The organism is Streptomyces sp. NPDC058632 (genome assembly GCF_042717095.1).
Classification (GTDB): Bacteria; Actinomycetota; Actinomycetes; order Streptomycetales; family Streptomycetaceae; genus Streptomyces.
Genome location: NZ_JBHXQZ010000042.1, coordinates 49,545 through 65,912, shown reverse-complemented (window position 1 = coordinate 65,912; position 16,368 = coordinate 49,545). Strand labels below are relative to the sequence as shown.

Genomic DNA, 16,368 nt, shown 5'->3' with positions numbered 1-16,368 from the left:
CGGCAACAACCACGGCGGCGGCAACGGCAACAACGATCACGGCAACAACGGCGGCGGCGGAGGCGGAGGCAACGATCACGGCAACAACAACGGCGGCGGCGGCAACGATCACGGCAACAACAACGGAGGCGGAGGCAACGGCAACGGCGGCGACTGGGGCAACCAGGCCGGCGGCAACCACGGCGATCGGGGCAAGTACAAGGGTGTCGTCACGGCCGACTCGCTCGCCCTGCGCACTTCGCCGGACCGCGGTTCAAAGGTCATCCGGTACGCCCACAAGGGCGATGTCGTCTCGATCTACTGCAAGGTCGGCGGGGACGACGTGCAGGGCAACCCGCTCTGGTACCTGCTCACCGACGGCACCTGGGCCTGGGGCGCCGCCCGCCACATCGACAACATCGGGCCCGCGCCACGCTGGTGCTGACGGGCACAGCACGCAAAGGGGAACATGTAGGTAGGTTCCGGACATGAGCAAGGCCGGAATCTTCCTGGCGACGGCTGATCCGCCCACGCCCACCGCTCCCCTCCCCCGGCGCCGTGGCGTCGAACTCGCCCTCATCGTCCTGGCCGTCCTGCTGTCGGTGTACGGCTACTGCGCCGTCGGTTACGCCAGGAACGGCTCCGTCCCGCCCGGCGCCGCCGGTTACGGCGCCGGGCTCGGCGTGCTCGCGCTGGTCGCGCATCTCGCGGTGCGCTTCCGGGCGCCCTGGGCCGACCCGCTCCTGCTCCCCATCGCCGTCCTGCTCAACGGGCTCGGCCTGGTGCTGATCTACCGGCTCGACCTGGAGACGCCGGGTGACGAGGCCGCCCCGACCCAGCTGGTGTGGTCGACGCTGGGCGTGTCGCTGTTCATCGCGGTCGTCCTGCTGCTGCGTGACCACCGGGTGCTCCGGCGCTTCACCCGCGTGTGCGCCGCCTCCGCTCTCGTCCTGCTCACGGTGCCGATCTTCTTCCCCGCGGTGAACGGGGCCCGGATCTGGATCCGCGTCGCCGGCTTCTCCATCCAGCCGGGCGAGTTCGCGAAGGTGCTGCTCGCGGTGTTCTTCGCCGCGTACCTGGCAAAGAACCGGGGTGCGCTCGCCTATACCGGCCGCCGGTTCTGGGGGCTGCGACTGCCCACCGGGCGGGTGCTCGGACCGATCGTCGCCGTGTGGCTGGTGAGCGTGGGCGTGCTGGTCCTGGAGCGGGATCTCGGCACGTCGCTGCTGTTCTTCGGTCTGTTCGTCGTCGTGCTGTACGTCGCCACCGGCCGCACCGGCTGGCTCGCCGTCGGACTGCTGCTGGCGTCGCTGGGCGCGGTGGCCGTGGGCCGGCTGGAACCCCATGTGCACAGCAGGATCGAGACCTGGCTGCGGCCGTTCGCCTCGATCGAGGCGGGCGAGGGCCCGAACCAGCTGGCGCAGTCCCTGTTCGCCTTCGCGGAGGGCGGGCTGCTCGGCACCGGTCTGGGGCTCGGGCACTCCGTCCTCATCGGCTTCGCGGTCAAGTCCGACTTCATCCTGGCCACGGCCGGGGAGGAACTGGGCCTGGCCGGGCTCTCCGCGATCTTCCTGCTGTACGGGCTGCTGGTGGAGCGCGGCTACCGGACGGGCCTCGCGCTGCACGACCCGTTCGGCCGACTGCTGGCCGTGGGGCTGGCCGCGATCGTGGCGCTCCAGGTGTTCGTGATCGCGGGCGGGGTGACCGGGCTGATCCCGCTGACCGGGATGGCGATGCCGTTCCTGGCGCAGGGAGGTTCGTCGGTGGTCACCAACTGGACGATCGTGGCGCTGCTGGTCCGGCTGAGCGATTCGGCACGCCGTCAGGGGGACGGGCGTCCCCGGAGTGGCGGGGCGGACGAAGGCGCGGGGTCATGACGCGGTACATCCGGCGTGCCGCCGTCTTCTGCGCGCTGCTGCTGTTCGCCCTGCTGGTGAACGCCACCCGCGTCCAGGTGCTTCATGCCGATGCCTACGACGACAACCCCGCCAACCGCCGTGACGCCATCGCCCGTTACCACCAGCCGCGCGGCGACATCCTGGTCGACGGCCGCCCGGTCACCGGCTCGCGGGACACCGGCGAGCATCTGCGCTACGAACGGACCTACACCGACGGCCCGCTGTACGCGCCGGTGACCGGCTTCGCCTCGCAGGAGTACGGGACGACCCTGCTGGAGCACACGGAGGACGCACTGCTGGCGGGCACCGACCCGCTGCTCCAGCCGCTGCCGCTGTGGAACGACTTCACCCGTTCCCGCAACGCGGGCGGCGACGTCGTCACGACGATCCACCCGGCCGCCCAACGGGCCGCGTACGAGGGACTGCGCTCGCGCAAGGGCGCGGTGGCGGCGGTGGAGCCGTCGACCGGGCGGATCCTGGCGCTGGTGTCCGTTCCGTCGTACGACCCGGAGCCGCTGTCCGGGAACGGGGCGGCGGCACGGCGGGCCTGGACCCGGCTGAACGCCGACCCGGACAAGCCGATGCTGAACCGGGCCGTGCGGCAGACGTATCCACCGGGGTCGACGTTCAAGGTGGTCACCGCGGCGGCGGCGCTGGACGCGGGTGTGGTCACCGACCTCGACGAGCCGACGGACTCCCCCGACCCGTACACCCTGCCGGGGACGACGACACGGCTGACGAACGAGTCCCGCGGCTGCGCGGACGCCTCGGTGCGGGAGGCGTTCACCTGGTCCTGCAACACCGTGTTCGCCAAGCTGGGGGTGGCCACGGGCCTGGCGGACCTGTCGGCCACGGCGGAGGGCTTCGGCTTCAACGGGGAGGGACTGCGGGTGCCGTTCCCGGTGGCGCGCAGCACCTTCGACACCACGATGGACCGGGCGCAGGTCGCGCTGTCGTCGATCGGGCAGTACAACACGCGGGCCACTCCCCTGCAGATGGCGATGGTCGCGGCGGCCGTCGCCGACAACGGGAACGTGCGGGAGCCGTACCTGGTGGAGCGGACGACCCGGGCGGGCGGCGGCACGGTGTCGGCGGGCGGCCCGGGGCAGTCCCGGCGGGCCATGTACCCGTCGACGGCGCTGCGGATGCGGGAGCTGATGCGCGGGGTGGTGGAGGAGGGCACGGGCACGAACGCCGCGATCCCCGGTGCCGTGGTCGGCGGCAAGACCGGCACGGCCCAGCACGGGATCGGCAACTCCGGTACGCCGTACGCCTGGTTCGTGTCCTGGGCGCAGGCCGACGGGGACGCGGCGGCGAAGGTCGCGGTGGCTGTCGTGGTGGAGGACGCGGCGGCCAGCCGCCGGGAGATCAGCGGCGGCGGCACGGCGGCACCGATCGCGCGGGCGGTGATGGAGGCGGTGCTGAGGCCGTAGGCATCGCCGGCGGACCGCCTCGTGGATCATCGGCTGAGACGAGGGCTGCCGAATCCCGTCCTCCGCGCCTACGGTTCGGCCCATGACGAAAGCCGCCCCCGTGTACGAACTCGCCCAGGTCAACATCGCCCGGCTCAAGTCCCCTCTGGATTCCCCGCAGTTGAGGGACTTCGTCGACAACCTCGACCCGGTGAACGCGGACGCCGAGGCCGCCGACGGCTTCGTCTGGCGGCTGCAGAGCGAGGAGGGGAACGCCACCGATGTGGCCGTCTTCGGCGATGCGTGGCTGATCCTGAACATGACGGTGTGGCGGGACATCAACACCCTGACCGCGTACATGTACCAGGGGCGGCACCGGGAGATGCTGGCGCGGCGGCGGGAGTTCTTCGAGCGGGTGCAGGAGGCGATGACGACCCTGTGGTGGGTCCCGAAGGGCCACCGCCCCACGGTCGCGGAGGCGGAGGCGCGGCTGCTGCACCTGCGCGCCCACGGCTCGACGCCCTACGCGTTCACCCTCCGGACGTCGTTCCCGCAGCAGGGCGCGGATCCCGTCCCGGGCGAGGTGCCGGACGGGCTGGGCTGCTCGGTCTAGCGCCGACGGTCGACGGCGGTGAGGTCGATGTCGATGTCGATGTCGATGTCGATGTCGATGTCGATGTCGATGAGGAAGGGGGCGGTGAGCTCGAGGCGGTTGTGGAAAATACCCATGGGCACGTACGACCTGGTCGCCGGATCCAGCTCGTGGACGTGGACGACGGGGAGGCCGTCGTTCTCCTCGACACGCCAGAAGTGCGCGATGCCCGCGGCGGCGTATTTACGGGCCTGGTCTCGCGATCGCGGTCCACCGAGTCCTCGGGGACCACCTCGACGGCCAGGAGGACCTCCTCGGGCAGGAGCCGGGTCCGTTTGGGCCCGGTGTCTGCACCGGTACGGGCCACCAGCACATCGGGCTCCGGGCGGTTTCGTCTACCGAGCGTCACCGTGAATTCCCGGTAGACCTCGAATTCGTCCGGTGCCTGCTCGAAGAGTGAATTGTCCAGCAGACGGATCGTGCGCATGCGGAAGGCGGTCTGCGGACTCATCAGGACAAGGCTCCCGTCGATCAGCTCCGTGTGCGGAGGCAGGTCGGGAAGCCTGTCGAGGTCGTCCGCCGTCCAGCCGTCCTGCGGCGGACGCGGCCACTGGTAGTCGTCGTCCAACTCGGACTCGCGTACGGCGCTCATGGTTGCTCCCACGCGCTGGAGTCCGACCGGCGCAGTCAGCCTACCCAGGGTGAACGCCGATTCACCGCTCCATGAAGCGAGCCGGGGCGTGCGCCGTTGACGCCCGCGCCAGGCGGACATCTGTCAACAAGACCCGCACAAGGGATTGACGGGCTTGCTGACAGGCGGTCTCATAAGTCGGGTGACCGCCGGTAACCCGATAGGCCCGCGAGGTGGAACCGCCATGACGACCCAGCCCCTGACGGATACCGACGCGATCGACGGTCTGCGCGACGCGCTCGGCCTGCTCAAGGACCGGGAGCAGGTGGCGCAGCGGCTGCTCGAGGCCTCCGCCAAGCACTCCTTCGACCCGGACAGGGAGCTGGACTGGGACGCGCCCTTCGAGGAGGGCCTGTGGTTCTGGCCGCCGGAGCTGGTCTCGCTGTACGGCACCCCGCTGTGGAAGCGGATGAGCGAGGAACAGCGCATCCGGCTGTCGCAGCACGAGGCGGCGGCGCTCGCCTCGCTCGGCATCTGGTTCGAGCTGATCCTGATGCAGCTGCTGGTGCGGCACGTCTACGACAAGGACGCCACCAGCGCACATGTGCGGTACGCGCTCACCGAGATCGAGGACGAGTGCCGGCACTCCATGATGTTCGCGCGGCTGATCACCCGCGGCGGGACACCGTGGTACCCGGTGAGCCCGCTGCACCAGCACCTGGGCCGGCTGTTCAAGACCATCTCCACCACGCCCGGCTCCTTCACCGCGACCCTGCTCGGCGAGGAGGTCCTGGACTGGATGCAGCGGCTGACCTTCCCGGACGAGCGGGTCCAGCCGCTGATCCGGGGCGTCACGCGCATCCATGTCGTCGAGGAGGCACGGCATGTGCGCTACGCCCGTGAGGAGCTGCGGCGCCAGATGGTGACCGCGCCGAAGTGGTCGCAGGAGTTCACCCGGATCACCTCCGGCGAGTTCGCCCGCGTCTTCTCGGTGGCGTTCGTCAACCCGGAGGTCTACACGAACGTCGGCCTGGACAGGCGTGAGGCCGTCGCCCAGGTCAGGGCGAGCGGGCACCGCCGGGACATCATGCAGCAGGGCTCGAAGCGGCTCACCGACTTCCTGGACGACATCGGTGTGCTGCGTGGGGTCGGGCGACGGCTGTGGAAGTCGTCCGGGCTGCTGGCATAGGAACCGGGCAGGACAGTCGGCACACACCTGGGCAGCCGCCGGGGGCGGGCGGTTACGCTGCGGAGCATGACTCCGCCGGCTCCCACCCCCGCCTACCGGCGCCTCGGCGTCGAGGAGCGGCGCAGTCAGCTGCTCGCCGCCGCGCTGTCCCTCTTCGCCCACCGCGCACCCGACGGGGTGTCGCTGGACGACGTGGCGGAGGCGGCCGGGGTGTCGCGGCCTCTGGTGTACCGGTACTTCCCGGGCGGCAAGCAGCAGCTGTACGAGGCGGCGCTGCGGTCCGCCGCCGACGAGCTGCGGGACTGCTTCGACGAGCCCCGCGAGGGCCCGCTGCTGCCCCGGCTGTCCCGGGCGCTCGACCGGTATCTCGCCTTCGCCGACGGGCACGGCACCGGGTTCAGCGCGCTGCTGCAGGGCGGGAACGTCGTGGAGACCTCCCGGACGACCGCCATCGTCGACGGGGTGCGCCGGGCCGCCGCCGAGCACATCCTCAGCCATCTCGGGGTCGCCGAGCCGGGGCCGCGGCTGCGGATGACCATCCGGATGTGGATCACCGCCGTGGAGGCGGCCTCGCTGATCTGGCTCGACGAGGACAGGCCACTGCCCGTCGCCGAGCTGCGGGACTGGCTCGTGGAGCAGTTCCTGGCAGCCCTGGAGGTGACCGCGCGGCGTGACGCGGAGACCGGGGTTCTCGTCCGGGCACTGCTGGTGGACGGCTGACCGGTTCGACGGCCGACCGGTGGGACGGCCGGCACGGCGAGCAGGACGGCCGGTGGGCGCCCGGCGTGGGGTCATGGCCGACACTGGTGCCGTGAAGAGACAGGACACCCCCTTCGAGGGCGGGCCCATGGACGGGCGCGTCCTGCCCGTGCTGCTGGGCATCACCGGGCACCCGCCCAAGACGTACCGCATCCCCGTCCCGGCCCCGGACGACGGCCCGCCCACGGTGCTGGTCTACCGGCGCGTGCCCCGGGGGCAGAGCAGTCGGCTCGGACTGACGCAGGGGTGGAAGTACCTGTACGCCCCGGACGGACCGGCGACGCCCGACCGCCCGAGGTGGCCGTGGTCCGGGCGCACCCGCGGTCCGGCCGCCGATCCAGACGCCACGCCGCGCGGCAAGCCGGACGACGCCGACGGGTGACGCCGTTGCGCCGAACCGCGCACACCCGGCGAGCGGGCCCGGCCGGACCGCCGGATGCTCGCGGTGCGGGGCGGAGGAGCCGCCCGCGTCGGAGGTGATGGCGTGTCAGGAATGCTTCTGCGTCTGGTGTGTACGGCGGCGGTCGCGGTCGGCACCGTTCTCGCACCGGTGCCCGCGACGGCCGCTGCGGACCCGCCGGCCGGCACCGCGACGGAGGCCCCCGGGGCCGACGCGCCCGCCGAGGCTGCGCAGCCCGACGACCGGTCCGTGGCCGAGCTGCTGACGGATCTTCAGCGGCTGTACCGCGAGGCCGGGAAGGCCACCGAGGCCTACAACGCCACCGAGGAGCGGCTGGCGAAGCAGCGCGCCGAGACACGGCGTCTGGACCGCGCCCTCGCCACCGCCCGGCTCTCCCTGCACGACAGCCGGGGCGCGGCCGGGCGGCTGGCCCGGCAGCAGTACCAGAGCAGCACCGGCCTCTCCCCGTACGTACGGCTGCTGCTGGCCCGCGACCCGCAGCACGCGCTCGACCAGGAGCATGTGATCGGGCGGCTGGCGCGCAACCGGGCGGACACGGTGGGCCGGCTGACCGGCAGCGAGCAGCGGGCCGACGCGCTCGCCCGGCGGGCCCGCAAGGCGCTCGACGACCAGCTCGCCCTCACCGAGCGGCGCGGGAAGCAACGCGACACGGTGCGCGAGCGGCTCGGCGAGGTCGAGGAACTGCTCGCCTCGCTCACCCCCGGCCGGCTGGCCGCCCTCGCGGAGCTGGAGCGGACCGAAGCGGCCGAGAAGCAGGCGGAGTTCATGGCATCCGGTGCCCTCGGCGCGCCAGGCACTCCAGGTGCTCCCGGCGTCCCGGGCGCTCCCGGTGGCCGGCGCACGCCCTCCGCTGCGGGCGACCGGGCCCTGCGGTACGCGGTGGAGCAGATCGGGAAGCCGTACGAGTGGGGCGCCGAGGGCCCGGCGGCGTACGACTGCTCGGGGCTGACCTCCGAGGCGTGGGGGACGGCCGGGACGCCGGTACCCCGGACCAGCCAGGAGCAGTGGGCGCGGCTGGACCGGATCCCGCTGGACGAGCTGCGGCCGGGTGACCTCGTCGTGTACTTCCCCGACGCCACACATGTCGCCCTCTACCTCGGCGACGGCATGGTGGTGCAGGCGCCCCGGCCCGGCGCGCGGGTGAAGGTCTCCCCGATCGCGGCCAACCCGGTCCTGGGCGCCGTACGCCCCGACCCGGACGGGGAGCCCCTGCGGCACCATGTGCCGCCCGAGCTCCCCGAGGGGGCGACGGAGGGACCCGACGAGAGGTACGCGCCGGATCAGGGCCAGGACCAGAACCAGGACCGGAGCCGGGTCCCGGGCCTGCCCTACACCCCCACGGCCCCCGAGGCCTCCGCCAGGTAGGCGCCGGCCTTCTCCGGGTCGTAGAAGAAGTTCTCGAAGTCGGCCGGGTTGTCGAAGCCGTTGGCGAACCGGTCGGCGACGGGCTGGAGGCCGCCGGCGGCGCCGAGGATGTTGAGGACGTGCTCGGGCGGCGGGGCCAGCATGGTGTTGGTCCACTTGGTGACGTGCTGGGCCGTCTCCCAGTAGCGGTCGAAGGTCCCCCGCATCCACGCCTCGTCGAACGGCGCCTCGCCGTGCTCGACGATGGAGGCGAGGTAGGAGGCCGCGCACTTGGAAGCGGAGTTGGAGCCCTGGCCGGTGATCGGGTCGTTGGCCACGACCACGTCGGCGACACCGAGGACCTTGCCGCCGCCGGGCAGGGTCCCGACGGGGTTGCGGACGGCCGGGGCATAGCGGCCGGCGAGGGTGCCGCCGGCGTCGGTCAGTTCGACCTTGGTGGCCCGCGCGTACTCCCAGGGGAGGAACTTCTCCATGAGTTCCAGGGTCAGGGAGAGGTGCTCCGCCGGGTCCTTGACGTCCTTGAAGACGTCCAGCGGGCCGCCGGGTATGCCTTCCCAGAAGAGGATGTCGGCGCGGCCCGAGGTGGTGAACGTCGGCATGATGAACATCTCGCCGACCCCGGGGACGAGGTTGCAGCGGACGGCCTCGGTGTCCGGGTGCTCCGGACGCGGGGCCATCCCGTGGACGTAGGCCACCGCGAGGGCGCGCTGCGGCTCGGCGTACGGGGAGCGCGAGGCGTCCCTGCCGAACATCTGCACGAGCTCGCCCTTGCCTGCGGAGACGAGCACGAGGTCGTACGTACGGGAGAAGTAGTCCAGGTCGCCGACGGCCGCGCCGTGGATGACCAGCTGGCCGCCGCGCTGGGCGAACGTCTCCATCCAGCCCGCCATCTTCACCCGCTGGTCGACCGACTGCGCGAACCCGTCGAGCCTGCCCAGCCAGTCGATCGCGCGCTGCGTCGGACCCGGGTCGTGCGAGCCGGGGGCCGCGACCGAGACGCCGAGCCCCTGGATCTTCGGGGCCTGGGACTCCCAGAAGTTCAGCTGGAGATCGCGCTCGTGCTGCAGGGCCGTGTGGAACATGCACTGCGTCGACATCACCCGTCCGGTGCGGATCTCGTCCGCGGTCCGGTTCGACATCAGGGTGACCTCGTACCCGTGCGACTGAAGGCCGAGGGCGAGCTGGAGACCGGACTGGCCGGCTCCGACGACGAGTATCTTCCGCATACGGGTTCTCCTAGCTGGACGAGGGCTGCGAGCAGCCGAGCAGGGGCCTCCGGGTTACTCCGGGGTTTCCTCGAGCGCGTGACCCACCAGGGACAGGAGGGTCTCGATGACCGAGATCCGGCGCCGCGCGTCCATGATCATGACAGGTATGTGGGCGGGGATGGTGAGCGCCTCCCGCACGTCGTCCGGCTCGAACAGCTCGGTCTCGTCGAAGTGGTTGACCGCGACGACGTACGGCAGTCCGCAGCTCTCGAAGTAGTCGAGTGCCGGGAAGCAGTCCTTCAGCCGTCGGGTGTCGGCCATGACGACCGCGCCGATCGCACCGCGCACCAGGTCGTCCCACATGAACCAGAACCGCTGCTGACCGGGGGTGCCGAAGACATAGAGCACCAGGTCGTCGTCGAGCGTGATCCGGCCGAAGTCCAGGGCCACGGTGGTGGTGAGCTTGTCCGGCGTGGCGCTGAGGTCGTCGGTCCCGGCGCTCGCCTCGGTCATCAGCGCCTCGGTCTCCAGAGGCCTGATCTCCGAAACCGTGGTGACCAACGTGGTCTTGCCGACGCCGAAACCGCCGGCCACCACTATCTTCGTGGCGATCGGGGCGCGGGTACGGTCCGTCTGCCAGGGCAGCAACGGCTCGTCGTCCTCGACGAGCGGGGTGACGCCTCGAGCGGCGTCAGAGACGGCGGAGTCCACTCAGCACCCTTTCCAGCAGCGCGCGGTCCGGGCGGCCCGTGCCGTGGCCGGTTCCCGTCCCATAGACACGGATCCTTCCCTGGTCCGCGAGGTCGCTCAGGAGCACGCGGACCACACCGAGCGGCATCTTCAGCAGCGCGGCGATCTCGGCCACCGTTCGCATACGGCGGCACAGTTCGACGATGGCCCGCAGTTCCGGCATCACCGCCGACTCCAGCGAGCCCTTCGGCAGCTCCTTGCGCTCCTCGGCGGCCTCCAGCTCGGCGGTGCTCGCCACGAACGTCTCGACGAGGAGCACATGCCCGAAGCGGGTACGGCCGCCGGTGAGCGAGTAGGGACGGACCCGGGCGGGTTTGCGGTCACCGCCGCGGACCGGGAGGTTCTTCCTGGGTTTACCGCTCAACGGGGACTCCCGGGGGACTCGTTCTCCAGGGACTGGCGCAGCTCGCTGCGGAGTTCGGGGGTCAGCACATGGCCGGCCCGGCCCACGAACAGGGCCATGTGGTACGCCACCACGCTCATGTCGCAGTCCGCGGAGCCGTGCACACCGAGCAGCGAGCCGTCGCTGATCGACATCACGAACAGGCTGCCCTCGTCCATCGCCACCATGGTGTGCCGGACCGGACCGTAGTCCATCAGCTTGGCGGCGCCGATGGTGAGGCTGCCGATGCCGGAGACGACGGTGGCCAGATCGGCGGCGGAGCCGCGCGGGCCGGTGCGCTTCCCGATCCGCTCCTCGAGTGCCCCGGCGGCGCGGGCGGCCCCGCGCGCGTCCGTCCGGGCCATCGCGAGCTCGGGGTCCGAGGAGAGCAGCAATAGGCCGTCGGAGGAGACCACGGCGACCGAGAGGATGCCGGGGACCTCCTCGACGAGATTGGTCAGCAGCCAGTGCAGGTTGCGGGCTTCACTGCTCAGTCCGAAGGTACTCGGCGCGGTCAACTCGTTGCCTCCTCGACAGTGCCCCCCGTGGCTTCTTCGGATGTGGCGGTGGACGGCGGTCGGTGCGCTCCCGCCTCCTCGGCGATCTCCACCTCGACGTCCCGGCGTCCGGCTTCCGCCCCCCGGCGGAAGCCGCCGAGGCGGCGGCGCAGGGCCTCGGCGTCCACCGAGCCGGTGCGCTGCAGGGGTGCCCCGACGGGTGCGGTGATCTTCGGTGTGCGCTTGGGCAGGCCCTTGTCGGTGACCGGTTCCGGCTCCTCCGGCCTCTGCTCCGGCTCCTGCTGCGCCGCTCGGTCCGCCGCCGGGCCGTCGGTCACGCGCGTGTGCTCGGCGACGGGGGCGGAGTCGCTCACGGGTGCGGGCCTGGTCGGCAGCGCGGGGGCGGGGACGGCCGCGGTCTCCGGGTCGGCCGTGAGATCGACGGCCGCAGGAGCGTCGTCGACCGGGTGGCCGGGGTGGGCGGCCGGGGTGTCGGCAGACCCGACGGTCTCGGTGGCCGGCCGTGCGGGCCGGTCGTCGGCCGGCTGCGCGGGCGCCGGGATCAGCAGCTCCATGGTGGTCTCGACGGGCCGCTCGTGCGTCGCGTCCGCGGGCTCGCCGGTTCCGTGGACGACGTCGTTCGCCCCGGACACGTCGGCCGCCTGGGCCGTCGGCTCCGGGACACCATCGCGCACGGACTCCGCGGCCTGCTCCCCGACGGACACGTCCGCGGGCTCGCCGGCGCCCTCGACGGCACCGGCCGCCTCGGGCACGTCGGGCACGTCGGGCACGTCGGCCGCCTGGGCCATCGGCTCGGAGACGGCGGCCCGCACGGGCTCCGCCGGCCGCTCCCCCGTGGGTTCGGCAGCGGGCTCGACGGCACCGGTCGCCTCGGGCTCCGCCGCCCCGGCCGCCGGTTCCGGGACACCGTCCTGCACGGTCTCCCCGGTGGGCTCGCCGGCGTCGGGTTCCTTCGCCGCGGACCCCTGCGAGGCAGGCTGCTCCCCCGTGGCGGGTTCCTTCGCCTCGGGCTCCTCCTGCCGCTGTACCGCCTGCTCCGCCAGGGCGACCAGCGGGTCGCCGCCCTCCGTACGGCCGTGCAGGACGTTGGAGTTGGCCTCGGCGGCGGCGCCGGGCAGGGTGACACGGGGTGAACCGTCGGCGACGGGACCGGAGGCCGGTACGGCGCCCGGAGCGGCGGCGGCCAGCAGGGCCGTGGGCAGGACCACGACCGCGGCGACGCCGCCCTGCTTCTGCTCCCGCAACTGCACCCGTACCCCGTGCCGCTGGGCGAGCCGGGCGACGACGTACAGGCCGAGCCCGAGGCCGTCCTCGCCCTCGTGCTCGTAGGGCGCCCGGGGGTCGAAGTCGGACAGGCGGGCGTTGAGCCGCTCCAGCCGCTCCCCGGTCATGCCGATGCCCTCGTCCTGCACGGAGAGCATGACCTCGCCGCTCTCGAGGAGCCAGCCGGAGACCTCGACGGGCAGGTCGGGCGGGCAGAACGAGGTGGCGTTCTCCAGGAGTTCGGCGAGCAGGTGGCTGAGGTCGTCCGCGACGAACCCGGCGATGTGCGCGTGCGGCGGCAGTGCGGCGATGCGGACCCGCTCGTAGCGTTCGATCTCGCTGACCGCGGCCCGGACGACGTCGACGAGCGGCACCGGGCCGGCCGAGTGCTGGACGTGTTCGGTGCCGGCGAGGACGAGGAGGTTCTCGCTGTGCCGGCGCATCACCGTGGCGAAGTGGTCGAGCTTGAACAGCGTGGCCAGGCGGTCCGGGTCGTCCTCGCGCTCCTCCAGGCTCTCGATGACACCGAGTTGCCGTTCGACCAGGCCGAGGGTGCGCAGTGCCAGGCTGACGAAGGTGCCGCCGATGCTGCTGCGCAGCTGCTCCAGGTGGGTGGCGGACTCGGTGACCTGGGTGCGCAGCTCCTCGCGGGCGTCGGCCATCCGCTGCCGCTGCGCGACGAGGTGCTTGCGGTCGGCCTCCAGTGTGGCGATCCGCCCGGTGAGCTGCGCGGCGTGCGCGTGCAGGGCGTTGACGGAGCGGACGACCTGGGCGAACTCGTCGTTGCGCCCGGTGAACGCGACCGGCTCCTCGCTGCTGGGGTCCTCGGCGCCGGCGAGCCGGGCGGAGCCGCGGCGCAGCACGGACAGCGGACGGGTGAGGGTGCGGGCCATGGCGGTGGCGACGCCGACCGCGAGCAGCATGAGGGCGCCGAGGAGGGCGACACGGATCTCCAGCGCGGTGACGTCGTCGTCGCGCAGCTGGGCGAGGTCCTTGGTGCGCTGGTCGAAGAGGGCGGACTCGACTCCGCGCATCGCCTCGACACGGGCGGTGAGCGCGGCCGCCAGCTTCTCGGTGCCGGTGGAGAGTTCCTCGTCGGAGAGGGTCGGCTCGTCGGTGAGGTTCTTGAGGTACTTCTCGGCGGCGTCGACCTCGGGGCCGGTGACCGTGGAGTCGTACGAGGCACCGGCGTCCTCGGGCGCCGTCTCGCGGAAGTCGGCGAGCGCGGCGTCGGAGCGCAGGCGGGCCTGGAGGGCGGCGGCGGTCAGCGCGTCGCGCCGCTCGGCGTCGGCGTCCGACGTGGAGGTGGACGTGGCGGGCAGACCGGTGAGGGGGTCGATCACGGTCTGGGTGGTGCTCGGCACGTTGAGTGCGGCGAGCAGCAGCCCTCGGGTGGCGGCGGCCTGCTGGACTGCGGTGTCCAGCTCGGCGAGCGCGTAGGAGCCGGAACCGGCCCGGGGCGGGGTGTCCTCCGCGAGCTGTTCGGCGAGCCGGTGCAGCTGCGTGATGGCGGTGGAGTACGCCTGGTGCGCCTCGAGCGGGCTGCTCTTGCCGGTGAGCGCGGCCCTGCGCAGGGCCGCGATGGCGTCGAGGTCCTCGCGCAGGGACTCCGGGGTGCCGGTGTCGGCGCGCAGTTCCTCGACCTGCCGGTCGACGCGGGTGCTGTGCTGCTCGGTGGGCGCCTTGTCCTTGTCGCGGCCGGCCGCGACGTAGGACGTGACGTCGTCCCGCTCGTCGGCGAGCGAGTGCGCGAGGGCGAGGGCGTCCTGGGTCAGCTCGGCGTGGGTCACCAGGTTCTGGGAGTCGCTCAGCTGCCCGGAGGCGGTGAGCAGGGACGGTGTCCCGGCGGCGGCGATCGCCGCCGCCACGACCGCGACGGCCACGATGAGCCGATTGCGCACGTGGGTGGGGCGACCCCTGCCGACGGCGGGCTGCTGCTCAGTGTCCCCCGTGGGAGGCGTCTGCTTGCCTGTGCGACGAGGCCGCGTCTTCTGCACCGGTGCTCGCATTCCTGACTCGTGTACCCGTGGGCCGGGGTGACGTACCGTCGACAGGCGTCTACGCCCTGCCCGTGTCGAGCGCGTACGCCCTGGCGGACGGCCGGTCGCGCTCGGGCAGCGAGACGCCCCCGTCGCTCCCCGACCCTCCCAGTGCCCATGGGCACCGCACGCGCATCACCTGACCCGCCACTCGAAGGAGTGAACCCCGGAGTCGAGTTGAGGAGCAAGTCGCGCGACCTCCCGCAGCAGCCCTCCACCGCACGCCGGTTGGACGTCTGCGGCGGCCGGTGGCAGGATTCGCCGCCACGCGTTTCCGGAGCACTGCAATCCCGCCCAAACGCGGCGCCTGACCTGCACGACTGCCGGTATCCGGTCAACGGTGACGGTCTCCTGGAACCCTTGTGGAGGCGTCGTGCAGACTGGCCGGATGCGTACGGAACTTGTCTCGGAGCCCGGTGACGCGGGCCGCCCCAACGAGGACTTCGCGGGCGTCGGGCTTCCGGCCTCCGGGCAGGGCGGTTCGCTGGTCGTGCTGGACGGGGTCACGCCTCCGCGCGACGGGACGGGCTGCCGGCACACGGTTCCCTGGTTCACCGCGCGCCTCGGCGGGGCACTCGCCGAACTGACCGTTTCCCTCCCGGATGTCCCCCTGACGGACCTGCTGTCCCGGGCCGTGTCCCGTACCGCCGGGGCACACGCAGAAACCTGTGACCTTTCTCACCCCCGAACGCCGCAGGCGACGGTGGTGCTCGCGCGCTGGTCACCGGAGTCGGTCGACTACCTGGTCCTCTCCGACTCCGCCCTGCTGGTCGAGTCCTCCGACGGCACGGTCACCGCGCTGCTGGACGACCGGCTGGCCCGGCTGCCCCGCTCGGCGCTGGCCACGGACGCGCTGGTGGACTCCACCGTGCGCAACAGGGAAGGCGGCTTCTTCACCGCGGCGGCCGATCCGTCGGTCGCGGCGCGCGCGGTCACCGGAACGCTGCCGCGCGCCGAGGTGCGCGCCCTGGCCGCGCTGACCGACGGGGCGACCCGCTGGGTCGAGGAATTCGGCGAGGGCGGCTGGCCCGACTGTCTCGCCCTGGTCCGCAAGGAGGGGGCGCAGGCACTGGTGGACCGTGTCCGGGCCCTGGAGCGGGCGGACACGGACCGGGTGATACTCGGCCGGAGCAAGACGCACGACGACGCGACGGTCGTGTACGTCGAGTTCTGAGCCCCGTGGGTTCTGAGCCCCGTGGGTTCCGGGTTCCGGCGGGAGCCTTCGCTACTTCTCCATCCCGCGGTTCAGCTGGTGCAGCAGCCGGGCGAGTTCCGTGACCTCGCCCGGGTCCCAGTCGGCGAGGCCGCGGGCGTAGCGCTCCCGGCGGGCCTCGCGGACCCTGCTCATCCGGCTCCGGCCCTCCGGGGTGAGGGCGACCAGCCAGGCGCGGCCGTCGGCGGGGTCCGGTTCGCGGGTGACGAGCCCGAGTTCCTCCAGGGCGTGCAGCTGGCGCGACATGGTCGCCTTGCCGACGCCGATGAAGGCGGCGAGTTCGGTGGCCCGCTGCTTGCCGCACTCGTCCAGACGCACGAGCAGCCCGTACGCGGACGGCTCCAGGTCCGGGTGGACCGCGCGGGACATCTCGCCCTGGCTGGCCCTGGCGCGGCGCAGCAGCACGGTCAGCTCCCTTTCCAGGGCGAGGAATCCGGGCTGGTCCGCACCGCTGTCGGGCGCCTGGGAGGAGGTGTCCTCGCCGTCGTCGTTTCCGCCTTCGTGCACGTCGGTTCCTGCCTCGGCTTTCCCGGTCGTCCGTGTTTCCGCCAAGTGGCGGCGCCGCTGGGGCCCCGCAAGTATTTCGCAGGCATGGGATGCGGCAGTACACCGCGACCGGCCCGGCGGCAGGCGACCACGGCCCCGTCGTTCGCACTGCCGCACGGCGGGGGGCCCCCCCCACCCCCCCGGGAAACCGGGCCCCCCCCCGCCCGGGGCGGCCGCACCACCCCCCCCCCAACACCCGCGGC

Annotated in this window: 15 protein-coding genes and 1 pseudogene; 9 read left to right on the top strand and 7 right to left on the bottom strand. The window is 72.6% G+C overall.

The annotated features are described in order from the left end of the window. The 4 genes from ACFWVE_RS18165 to ACFWVE_RS18150 all read left to right on the top strand — a co-directional run. A partial coding sequence (locus ACFWVE_RS18165) for an SH3 domain-containing protein (RefSeq protein WP_384014873.1) occupies window positions 1-424 on the top strand: 424 nt, incomplete at its 5' end. 43 nt (window positions 425-467) lie between these two features. Then, a complete protein-coding gene (locus tag ACFWVE_RS18160) occupies window positions 468-1,856 on the top strand; it encodes an FtsW/RodA/SpoVE family cell cycle protein (protein WP_384014870.1) in 1,389 nt (462 codons plus the stop codon). Next, on the top strand, window positions 1,853-3,310 hold the full coding sequence (locus ACFWVE_RS18155; protein ID WP_384014867.1) for a penicillin-binding transpeptidase domain-containing protein: 1,458 nt from the start codon (window positions 1,853-1,855) through the stop codon (window positions 3,308-3,310). Before ACFWVE_RS18160 ends, ACFWVE_RS18155 begins: the two co-directional genes overlap by 4 nt. A gap of 82 nt (window positions 3,311-3,392) precedes the next feature. Beyond that, a complete protein-coding gene (locus tag ACFWVE_RS18150) occupies window positions 3,393-3,902 on the top strand; it encodes a DUF3291 domain-containing protein (RefSeq protein ID WP_384014865.1) in 510 nt (169 codons plus the stop codon). Here ACFWVE_RS18150 and ACFWVE_RS18145 read toward each other — a convergent pair. After that, window positions 3,899-4,533, bottom strand: a pseudogene (locus ACFWVE_RS18145) (Uma2 family endonuclease). The gene ACFWVE_RS18150 and the pseudogene ACFWVE_RS18145 sit on opposite strands and share 4 nt — an antisense overlap. 223 nt (window positions 4,534-4,756) lie before the next feature. Here ACFWVE_RS18145 and ACFWVE_RS18140 point away from each other — a divergent pair. The 4 genes from ACFWVE_RS18140 (at window position 4,757) to ACFWVE_RS18125 (ending at window position 8,246) form a co-directional block, all read left to right on the top strand. Beyond that, the gene (locus ACFWVE_RS18140; RefSeq protein ID WP_384014862.1) at window positions 4,757-5,701 is read left to right on the top strand and encodes a diiron oxygenase; all 945 of its coding nucleotides are present in this window, start codon (window positions 4,757-4,759) and stop codon (window positions 5,699-5,701) included. A 66-nt stretch (window positions 5,702-5,767) separates the two neighbouring features. Continuing rightward, window positions 5,768-6,421, top strand: a complete 654-nt coding sequence (locus ACFWVE_RS18135; RefSeq protein WP_384014860.1) for a TetR/AcrR family transcriptional regulator — start codon at window positions 5,768-5,770, stop codon at window positions 6,419-6,421. A 91-nt stretch (window positions 6,422-6,512) separates the two neighbouring features. After that, window positions 6,513-6,842 (top strand): hypothetical protein, encoded by a 330-nt coding sequence (locus ACFWVE_RS18130; RefSeq protein WP_384014857.1) that lies wholly within the window; start codon window positions 6,513-6,515, stop codon window positions 6,840-6,842. Between the two features lie 102 nt (window positions 6,843-6,944). Then, entirely contained in the window at window positions 6,945-8,246 is a 1,302-nt protein-coding gene (locus tag ACFWVE_RS18125) for an NlpC/P60 family protein (RefSeq protein WP_384014855.1), read from the top strand. On the opposite strand, the gene ACFWVE_RS18120 is transcribed toward ACFWVE_RS18125, so the two are convergent. Genes ACFWVE_RS18120 through ACFWVE_RS18100 form a run of 5 tightly spaced genes read right to left on the bottom strand, consistent with a single transcriptional unit; the run spans window position 8,210 to window position 14,364 of the window. Further along, window positions 8,210-9,472: a styrene monooxygenase/indole monooxygenase family protein gene (locus ACFWVE_RS18120; protein ID WP_384014852.1), complete on the bottom strand. Its 1,263-nt coding sequence runs from the start codon at window positions 9,470-9,472 to the stop codon at window positions 8,210-8,212. The genes ACFWVE_RS18125 and ACFWVE_RS18120 overlap by 37 nt on opposite strands. A gap of 54 nt (window positions 9,473-9,526) precedes the next feature. Further along, window positions 9,527-10,165 carry an ATP/GTP-binding protein gene (locus ACFWVE_RS18115; RefSeq protein WP_384014849.1) on the bottom strand — a complete coding sequence of 213 codons (639 nt, stop codon included), beginning with the start codon at window positions 10,163-10,165 and terminating at the stop codon, window positions 9,527-9,529. Next, window positions 10,146-10,568 carry a DUF742 domain-containing protein gene (locus ACFWVE_RS18110; protein WP_384014846.1) on the bottom strand — a complete coding sequence of 141 codons (423 nt, stop codon included), beginning with the start codon at window positions 10,566-10,568 and terminating at the stop codon, window positions 10,146-10,148. The genes ACFWVE_RS18115 and ACFWVE_RS18110 overlap by 20 nt, the downstream gene beginning before the upstream one ends. Next, window positions 10,565-11,104: a roadblock/LC7 domain-containing protein gene (locus ACFWVE_RS18105; RefSeq protein ID WP_384014843.1), complete on the bottom strand. Its 540-nt coding sequence runs from the start codon at window positions 11,102-11,104 to the stop codon at window positions 10,565-10,567. Before ACFWVE_RS18105 ends, ACFWVE_RS18110 begins: the two co-directional genes overlap by 4 nt. Continuing rightward, on the bottom strand, window positions 11,101-14,364 hold the full coding sequence (locus ACFWVE_RS18100) for a nitrate- and nitrite sensing domain-containing protein (protein ID WP_384014840.1): 3,264 nt from the start codon (window positions 14,362-14,364) through the stop codon (window positions 11,101-11,103). The genes ACFWVE_RS18105 and ACFWVE_RS18100 overlap by 4 nt, the downstream gene beginning before the upstream one ends. A 430-nt stretch (window positions 14,365-14,794) precedes the next feature. Here ACFWVE_RS18100 and ACFWVE_RS18095 point away from each other — a divergent pair, with 430 nt between their 5' ends. Then, window positions 14,795-15,580: a protein phosphatase 2C domain-containing protein gene (locus ACFWVE_RS18095; RefSeq protein ID WP_384014837.1), complete on the top strand. Its 786-nt coding sequence runs from the start codon at window positions 14,795-14,797 to the stop codon at window positions 15,578-15,580. A gap of 51 nt (window positions 15,581-15,631) precedes the next feature. Here ACFWVE_RS18095 and ACFWVE_RS18090 read toward each other — a convergent pair whose 3' ends face one another. Next, a complete protein-coding gene (locus tag ACFWVE_RS18090; RefSeq protein ID WP_384014834.1) occupies window positions 15,632-16,126 on the bottom strand; it encodes a MarR family winged helix-turn-helix transcriptional regulator in 495 nt (164 codons plus the stop codon). Between the last annotated feature and the right edge of the window lie 242 nt (window positions 16,127-16,368).